This is a genomic window from Brevibacterium sp. 2SA (assembly GCF_005502845.1).
Taxonomy (GTDB): Bacteria; Actinomycetota; Actinomycetes; order Actinomycetales; family Brevibacteriaceae; genus Brevibacterium.
In genome coordinates this window covers 1-8,047 of the sequence record NZ_SCMW01000087.1, presented here as the reverse complement: position 1 = coordinate 8,047, position 8,047 = coordinate 1, and the positions used below count along the sequence as shown (strand labels likewise).

General features: G+C 68.6%; 7 protein-coding genes. 5 read left to right on the top strand and 2 right to left on the bottom strand.

All coding sequences use genetic code 11. The annotated features are described in order from the left end of the window. On the top strand, positions 1–3,341 hold a 3,341-nt coding region (locus tag FFS20_RS17310; protein ID WP_137827021.1), incomplete at its 5' end, for a multifunctional oxoglutarate decarboxylase/oxoglutarate dehydrogenase thiamine pyrophosphate-binding subunit/dihydrolipoyllysine-residue succinyltransferase subunit. Next, on the top strand, positions 3,338–3,955 hold the full coding sequence (locus tag FFS20_RS17305; RefSeq protein WP_137827020.1) for a GDSL-type esterase/lipase family protein: 618 nt from the start codon (positions 3,338–3,340) through the stop codon (positions 3,953–3,955). The genes FFS20_RS17310 and FFS20_RS17305, both read left to right, overlap by 4 nt. 262 nt (positions 3,956–4,217) lie before the next feature. On the opposite strand, the gene rsrA is transcribed toward FFS20_RS17305, so the two are convergent. Together rsrA and FFS20_RS17290 are read right to left on the bottom strand one after the other, a co-directional pair. Continuing rightward, the gene (gene rsrA, locus FFS20_RS17295) at positions 4,218–4,457 is read right to left on the bottom strand and encodes a mycothiol system anti-sigma-R factor (protein ID WP_171007131.1); all 240 of its coding nucleotides are present in this window, start codon (positions 4,455–4,457) and stop codon (positions 4,218–4,220) included. Positions 4,458–4,480: 23 nt separating this feature from the next. Continuing rightward, complete coding sequence (locus tag FFS20_RS17290; RefSeq protein WP_283202145.1) at positions 4,481–5,128, bottom strand: sigma-70 family RNA polymerase sigma factor; 648 nt, start codon at positions 5,126–5,128, stop codon at positions 4,481–4,483. Positions 5,129–5,316: 188 nt separating this feature from the next. Here FFS20_RS17290 and FFS20_RS17285 point away from each other — a divergent pair, with 188 nt between their 5' ends. The 3 genes from FFS20_RS17285 to rsgA all read left to right on the top strand — a co-directional run. After that, positions 5,317–5,814: a DoxX family protein gene (locus FFS20_RS17285; RefSeq protein WP_137827017.1), complete on the top strand. Its 498-nt coding sequence runs from the start codon at positions 5,317–5,319 to the stop codon at positions 5,812–5,814. Then, positions 5,801–7,114 carry a 3-phosphoshikimate 1-carboxyvinyltransferase gene (gene aroA, locus FFS20_RS17280; RefSeq protein ID WP_349290536.1) on the top strand — a complete coding sequence of 438 codons (1,314 nt, stop codon included), beginning with the start codon at positions 5,801–5,803 and terminating at the stop codon, positions 7,112–7,114. The genes FFS20_RS17285 and aroA overlap by 14 nt, the downstream gene beginning before the upstream one ends. A 1-nt stretch (position 7,115) precedes the next feature. After that, the coding region (gene rsgA / locus FFS20_RS17275) for a ribosome small subunit-dependent GTPase A (protein WP_137827016.1) at positions 7,116–8,047 on the top strand (932 nt) is incomplete at its 3' end.

The following is an 8,047-nucleotide window of genomic DNA, read 5'->3' as shown; positions in this document are numbered from 1 at the left end:
CCCCGCTGCGCGGCCCCGCGAAGCTCATCGCGAAGAACATGGAGGAGTCGCTCGAGGTGCCGACGGCGACCTCGGTGCGCGCCCTGCCGGCCAAGGCGCTCATCGACAACCGCATCGTCATCAACTCGCACCTCAAGCGCACCCGCGGCGGCAAGGTCTCCTTCACCCACCTCATCGGCTTCGCCGTGATCCGGGCGCTGAAGAACTTCCCGAGCATGAACGTCTCCTACGACGTGCGCGACGGCAAGCCGGCGATGGTCTCCCCGGCCCACATCAACTTCGGCCTTGCGATCGACGTGCCGAAGAAGGACGGCACGCGCTCGCTGCTCGTCCCCAATGTCAAGGCCGCCGAGACGCTGACGTTCCGCCAGTTCGTCGACGCCTACGACGGTCTCGTCGAGAAGGCTCGCAAGGGCAAGCTCACCGCTGACGACTTCGCCGGCACCACGGTGTCGCTGACGAACCCCGGCGGCATCGGCACCGTCCACTCGATCCCCCGGCTGACCAAGGGCCAGGGCGCGATCATCGGCGTCGGCGCACTCGACTACCCGGCCGAGTTCCAAGGGGCGAGCCAGCGCACGATCAACGACCTCGCCGTCTCGAAGGTGCTGACCCTGACCTCGACGTACGACCACCGCGTCATCCAGGGCGCCGGCTCCGGCGAGTTCCTCAAGCTCGTCCACGGCTACCTGCTCGGCGAGGACGGCTTCTACGACGACGTCTTCGAGTCCCTGCGCCTGCCGTACGAGCCGGTGCGCTGGGTGCCCGACGTCTCCGCCGAGGACCAGGACGACGTCAACAAGACCGCCCGCGTCATCGAGCTCATCGACGCCTACCGGACCCGCGGCCACCTCATGGCCAACATCGATCCGCTCGTCTACCGGCAGCGCTCGCATCCGGACCTCGACATCAACCAGCACGGACTGACCCTGTGGGATCTCGAGCGCGAGTTCCCCACCGGCGGGTTCGGCGCCAAGCCGATGATGCCCTTCCGCAACATCCTCGGCCTGCTCCGTGAGAGCTACTGCCGCACGATCGGCTTCGAGTACATGCACATCGCCGACCCGCTGCAGCGCCGCTGGTTCCAGGCGAAGATCGAGGTCCCCCACCAGGAGTTCACCCGGTCGGAGCAGGGCCACATCCTCGGCCGCCTCAACGCCGCCGAGGCGTTCGAGACGTTCCTGCAGACGAAGTACATCGGGCAGAAGCGCTTCAGCCTCGAAGGCGGCGAGTCCGCGATCGTCCTCCTTGACGAGGTCCTCAACCAGTCCGCCGACGCCGGACTCGAGGAAGTCGCGATCGGCATGGCCCACCGCGGTCGGCTCAATGTGCTCACCAACATCGCCGGCAAGTCGTACGCCCAGATGTTCCGCGAGTTCGACGGCACGATGTCACCCGACAGCGTCCAGGGCTCCGGAGACGTCAAGTACCACCTCGGCACGCAGGGCTCGTTCACCTCGCCCTCGGGCAACTCGACGAACGTCTACGTCGCCGCGAACCCCAGCCACCTCGAGACGGTCGACCCCGTCCTCGAAGGCATCGTGCGCGCCAAGCAGGACGTCATCGACCAGGGTGAGTCCGGCTTCACCGTGCTTCCCGTCCTCGTCCACGGTGATGCCGCCTTCGCCGGTCAGGGTGTCGTCGCCGAGACGCTCAACCTCTCCGAGCTGCGCGGCTACCGCACGGGCGGGACGATCCACATCATCATCAACAACCAGGTCGGATTCACGACACCGCCCGCTTCGGCGCGCTCGTCGTTCTACTGCACGGACATCGCGAAGTCGATCAACGCCCCGATCCTCCACGTCAACGGGGACGACCCCGAAGCCGTGGTCCGCGCGGCCCGCCTCGCCTTCGAGTACCGCCAGGAATTCAACCGCGACGTCGTCATCGACCTCGTCTGCTACCGCCGCCGCGGCCACAACGAGGGCGACGATCCGTCGATGACACAGCCGCTCATGTACTCCCTCATCGAGAAGAAGGGGTCGGTGCGCAAGCTCTACACCGAGTCTCTCGTCGGCAGGAAGTGCATCACCGACGATGAGGCCGCCGAGGCGCTCAAGGACTACCAGTCGAAGCTGGAGTCCGCGTTCGCCGAGACGAAGGCCGCGGAGTCCGGCTCGGGCAAGGGCTCGGCGTTCAACGCCCCGCATCAGCCCAGCGACATCGAAGCGCTCAACGACGTCTCGACGGCGATCAGCACGGAGACGCTGACCCGCATCGGCGATGCCTTCGTCGACATCCCCGAGGGCTTCACGGTGCACAAGAAGCTGCGCGCGCTGCTCGAGAAGCGCAAGGAGATGGCGCTGCACGGCGGCATCGACTGGGGCTTCGCCGAGCTCATCACCTTCGGCTCGCTCCTCATGGACGGCGTCCCCGTCCGTCTGGCCGGCCAGGATTCGCGCCGCGGCACGTTCGTCCAGCGTCACTCCGTGCTCATCGACTCCGTCAACGGCAACGAGTGGACGCCGCTGCAGAACCTCAGCGACGACCAGGCCCGGTTCTACGTCTACGATTCGCTGCTGAGCGAGTACGCGGCCGTGGGCTTCGAGTACGGCTACTCGGTCGAGCGCAAGGACGCCCTCGTGGCGTGGGAGGCGCAGTTCGGCGACTTCGCCCAGGGGGCGCAGTCGGTCATCGACGAGTTCGTCTCCTCCTCCGAGCAGAAGTGGCAGCAGAACTCCGGTGTCGTCATGCTCCTCCCGCACGGCTACGAAGGTCAGGGACCCGACCACTCCTCGGCGCGCATCGAGCGCTACCTCCAGCTGTGCGCGGAGTCGAACATGACCGTGGCCTACCCGTCCTCGGGTGCCTCGTACTTCCACCTCATGCGCCGTCACGCGCTGACGCCGAACAAGCGGCCGCTCATCGTCTTCACCCCGAAGTCGATGCTGCGCCTCAAGGCGGCGGCGAACTCGCCCGAGGACTTCACCTCCGGGAAGTTCGAGGCGATCATCGACGACCCGGCCGTCGACGCGGACAAGGTCAAGAAGGTCGTGCTCGTCTCCGGCAAGCTCTACTGGGAGCTGCTCGCGCAGCGGGAGAAGAACGGCGACGACACGACCGCGCTCGTGCGCGTCGAGCAGCTCTACCCGCTCGACGAAGAGGCGATCACCGCGGTGCTCGACCGCTACCCGGCCGATGCCCAGCTCGTGTGGGCGCAGGAGGAGCCGGAGAACCAGGGTGCGTGGCCGTTCATGGCCCTCAACCTCACTCCCCTCCTCGGTGGGCGCGATCTCACCCTCGTCTCCCGTCCCGCCTCGGCGTCGACGGCGACGGGTCTGAAGAACGTGCACGAACTCCAGCAGCAGGAGGTCGTCGGGCGGGTCCTCCAGAAGTGAGTTCGGAGACCTCGACGACGATCGCCGTGGTCGGTGGCCCCCTGGTCGCCGGCCACGGCGATGGCCGCGGTCTCGGCTGGGTCGGCAGAGTCACCGCACGGACTCTGCCGAGTCTGCCCGGCCTGCGCGTCTACCCCCTGGCCGTCGGCAGCGAGGACTCCGCGGGCCTCCACTCGCGGGCGATGGCCGAGGCGTCCCTGCGCTTCAGCCCCGAGGGCGACAACCGCCTCGTCCTCGCCCTCGGCACCGGTGACCTCGATTCCGGGCGCTCGGTCGCCCGGGCCCGCCTCGACGTCGCCAACGTCCTCGACGAGGCTCTGTCGCGGAAGGTCTCCGCGTTCGTCATCGGCCCTCCCCCGGATCACGGGTCCGACCGCAACCGCGGGATCGCCGAACTCAACACGAGCTTCTCCGATGTCGCGAAGCGCCGCGGCATCGCCTACGTCGACACGTTCACGCCGCTCCACGGCCATCCCGTGTGGCAGCGCGAACTCGCCTCCTCCCACGACCGGCTGCCCGCCCAGGAGGGGTACGGACTGCTCGCCTGGCTCGTCCTCCATCGCGGGTGGTTCCCGTGGCTGGGCGTGCGCGACGTCATCGGCGACGACGCCTGAGACCGGCCGGAGGGACTCCGCACCGGCTGGTGAGCACACGCGTGCCGTGAACTTGGTCCCGGTCACGGGATCGTGAAACAATGAACCGTCCAATCGAAGGAGAACCGCTATGAGCAAGCGAGGCCGCAAGCGCCGCGATCGCCGTCGTTCGAATGCCAACCACGGCAAGCGTCCGAACAGCTGAGAATTCAGTGCACCACCGGGTGCACGACGAAGGCGGGGAGAGTCATCATGACTCTCCCCGCCTTCGTTCTCGGTGCGCTCAGCGCTGCCAGCGCACCTGCTCGACGGCGATGCGCCGCCGGATCTTCTCCTTGAGTCCCAGAGGAGCCTCCTCCCGACCGCAGGACCGGCGCACGACCTCCTTGAGCATCGCTTCGATCTCGTACTCGTCGTGGCAGGCCGGGCAGTGCTCGAGATGGACCGAGATCTCGCGGATCTCGGTCGTCGTCAGCTCCCCGTCGAGGTAATGGTAGATGCGCATGAGGGATTCAGCCCGCATGCTCTCGCAGCAGTCTCCGTTGTTCACTTCGCACCTCCCTCGGCGTCCTTGGTGCCGAAGCCGCGGTCGGCAGCGTATTCCGCGAGCATCTCGCGCAGCTGTCGGCGTCCGCGGTGCAGGCGCGACATCACGGTGCCGATCGGGGTGTCCATGATCTCCGCGATCTCCTTGTACGGCAGGCCTTCGACATCGGCGTAGTAGACGACCATGCGGAAGTCCTCGGGCAGAGCCGAGAGGGCGTCCTTGATGTCGGAGTCGGGCAGGTGGTCGAGGGCTTCGAGCTCGGCCGAGCGCCCCTCGGAGGAGGTGTGGCTCGCGGCCTGAGCGATCTGCCAGTCCTCGATGTCCTCGCTGCCGTGCTCCTGCGGCTGGCGCTGCTTCTTGCGGTAGTTGTTGATGAAGGTGTTGGTGAGGATCCGGTAGAGCCACGCCTTGAGGTTCGTGCCGGGAGTGTACTGGTGGAAGGCGGCGTAGGCCTTCGCATACGCCTCCTGCACGAGGTCTTCGGCATCGGCGGGATTCCGCGTCATCCTCAGCGCCGCAGCGTAGAGCTGGTTGAGGTATTCGAGAGCGTCGCGCTCGAAACGGGCCGAGCGCTCGGCCTCGGTTTCGTCGACTTCTTTGACTGATTCGGTCATCACCGACAATGGTACGCCCGTTCTCTCCAACACGGCAGTGGCACTCACGAAAGTCCTCCTCACCCGGCTTGTGTCCGAGCGCCTGCCGACCCCTGGTGGGGCGCGGCGCACGACCGGTCATTCACATTGTCCTGTCAACGTTTCGGTGCTGTCCCGATATTCCCTGACAGCGGCTATGCTTGCGGGTGAGATGCCCGACAACAGTCGCAGAAAGGAACCCTGTGTCTCCCATTCGTCTCATCGCCCGCCCCATGCTCGCCGCCGGCTACATCAGCAACGGCATCAGCCGTCTCCGGCACCCCGAAGCGGCCACCGCCTCGATCGGCCCGCTGCTCGCCCAGGCGCGCAAGCGCGTCGACATCCCGTTCGACGCCACGACGGTCGCGCGGGCCACCGGTGCCGCCCAGGTCGCCGCCGGCTCGCTGCTGGCGATCGGACGCTTCCCCCGGCTCAGCGCCTCGGTGCTCGTCGGCACCTATCTGCTCGACACGATCGGTGAGCGCATCGCCGCGGAGAAGGCGACGTCGAAGGAGGAGAAGCGCGAGCGCCTCGAACGCACGCTCACCCGCACCTCGATGCTCGGCGGCGCACTGCTCGCCAGCGTCGACACCGACGGCAAGCCGGGTCTGTGGTGGCGCACACAGCATGCCGCCGAAGACCTCTGGTCCTCGGTCGAGAACACGTCGAAGCAGGCAATGAGTGCCCTTGGCGTCGACTGAGCCTCCCCTGCCCGTCACCGGCGACTGGCGTCCGCCCAGGGCGCCCGACGCGGTCAGCGCCGTCGTCACGGTCCCCGGTTCGAAGTCGCTGACCAACCGCTATCTCGTCCTCGCCGCCCTCGCGGAGTCCGACTCCGTCATCCGCGGATGGCTCGCCAGCCGGGACACGCAGCTGATGATCGCCGCGCTCGGCAGCCTCGGCGCGCAGATCACCGAGGTCGACGGGGCACTCCACGTGACTCCCATCGACTTCTCCGCCGCGGCCACCGCCGGGCCCGCGGTCGTCGACTGCGGGCTGGCCGGCACCGTCATGCGCTTCGTGCCCCCGATCGCCGCGGCCACCGGTCGTGAGGTCGTCATCGACGGCGACGAGCAGGCCAGGGCGCGGCCGATGGATGTGACGATCGATTCGCTCACCCGCCTCGGCGCGGACATCACCGCGACCGGAGGCTCGCTGCCGCTGACGATCCATGCCGGATCCGCCCTGCGCGGCGGTCACCTCGAGATCGCAGCCGGCGCCTCGAGCCAGTTCGTCTCCGGTCTGCTCCTCGCGGCTCCGGCGATGCCGCTGGGACTCGAGCTGCGCAACACCGGGCAGGCCGTGCCGAGCCGACCCCATGTCGACATGACGCTCGAGGTCCTCGCCGATGCGGGAGTCGACGTCAGCGAACCCGAGGACGAGCACTGGGTCGTCGAACCCGGCCTGCCGCGCGGTCTCGACGTCGTCGTCGAACCCGACCTGTCGAACGCGGCGGCCTTCCTCGCCGCCGCCCTCGTCACCGGCGGTGAGGTGACGATCACCGGGTGGCCGGTGCACACGACCCAGGCCGGTGACGACTTCCGCCGCATCGCCGAGGCGTTCGGCGCGGCCGTCGACCTCGATCGGCACGGTCTGCGGGTGCGCGGCCCCGAGCGCCTGCGCCCCGTCGACCTCGATCTCTCCGCCGTCGGCGAACTCACCCCCGTCGTCGCCGCCGTCGCCGCAGTGGCTCCCGGCACCTCGCACCTGTCCGGGATCGGGCATCTGCGCGGCCATGAGACCGACCGTCTCGCGGCTCTGACCCGCGAGCTCACCGCCCTCGGCGTGAGAGTCGATGAAGAGCCCGCGGCGCTGACGATCACGGGAGCCCGACCGGGTGCGGGCACCTGGCACACGTACCACGACCACCGCATGGTCATGGCCGGGGCCGTCCTCGCGCTCGTTACCGAGGGCATCGTCATCGAGAATGCCGGCACCGTGGCGAAGACGCTGCCGGAGTTCACCCTCCTGTGGGAGGACATGCTGGGCCACGGAGCCTGAGATGGCGCGCATCTTCCGTGACGAGGACTATCGTCCGCGGCCCAACCGCAAAGGGTCGCGGCCGCGGACGAAGAACCGCCCGAGCCACGACTCCGCGGCCCTCGGCCTCGTCACCGCCGTCGACCGGGGGCGCTATCGGATCGTGCTCGCCGACGATGCCGGCGCTTTTCCCGAGGACGGCCGTGCCGTCACCGCCGTGCGGGCGTCGCATCTGCGCCGTCAGGCCGTCGTGCCCGGCGATATCGTCAAGGTCGTCGGCGACACCTCGGGCGACGAGGGCACACTCGCGCGCCTCGTCGAGATCACTCCGCGCCGCACCCTGCTGCGCCGCAGCGCCGACGACACCGACCCGACCGAGCGCGTCATCGTCGCCAACGTCGACATCATGGGCATCGTCACCGCCACCATCGACCCCGAGCCCTCCTACGGCCTCATCGACCGTGCGCTGGCCGCGGCGATCGATGCGGGGATCACCCCGCTCATCGTCGTGACGAAGACCGACCTCGCTTCCCCCGCCGACATCGAGCGCCGCTTCTCGATGGCCGACGTCGACATCGTCTCCTCGGGGCTGCGCGACGACGGCACGCTCTCCGACGACGCCGTCGCCGGTCGCCTCGCCGATCACATCAGCGTACTCGTCGGCCATTCCGGGGTCGGCAAATCGACGCTGACGAACGCGCTCGTGCCCGCCGCCGATCGCGCCACCGGCCACGTCAACGACGTCACCGGACGCGGTCGGCACACGTCGTCGTCGGCCGTCTGCCTGCCCCTGACGACCGGCGGCTGGCTCATCGACACCCCCGGCGTGCGCAGCTTCGGACTCGCCCACGTCGACCGGGACGGTCTCATCGCGGCGTTCCCGGAGCTCACCGAGGCGACCACCGAGTGCCCGCGCGGCTGCACCCACCTCGCCGACGCCCCCGGGTGCCGTCT

Excerpts from the sequence above, each read along its gene's own strand:
- rsrA (WP_171007131.1), bottom strand. The coding sequence starts at position 4,457 with ATGCGGGCTGAATCCCTCATGCGCATCTACCATTACCTCGACGGGGAG.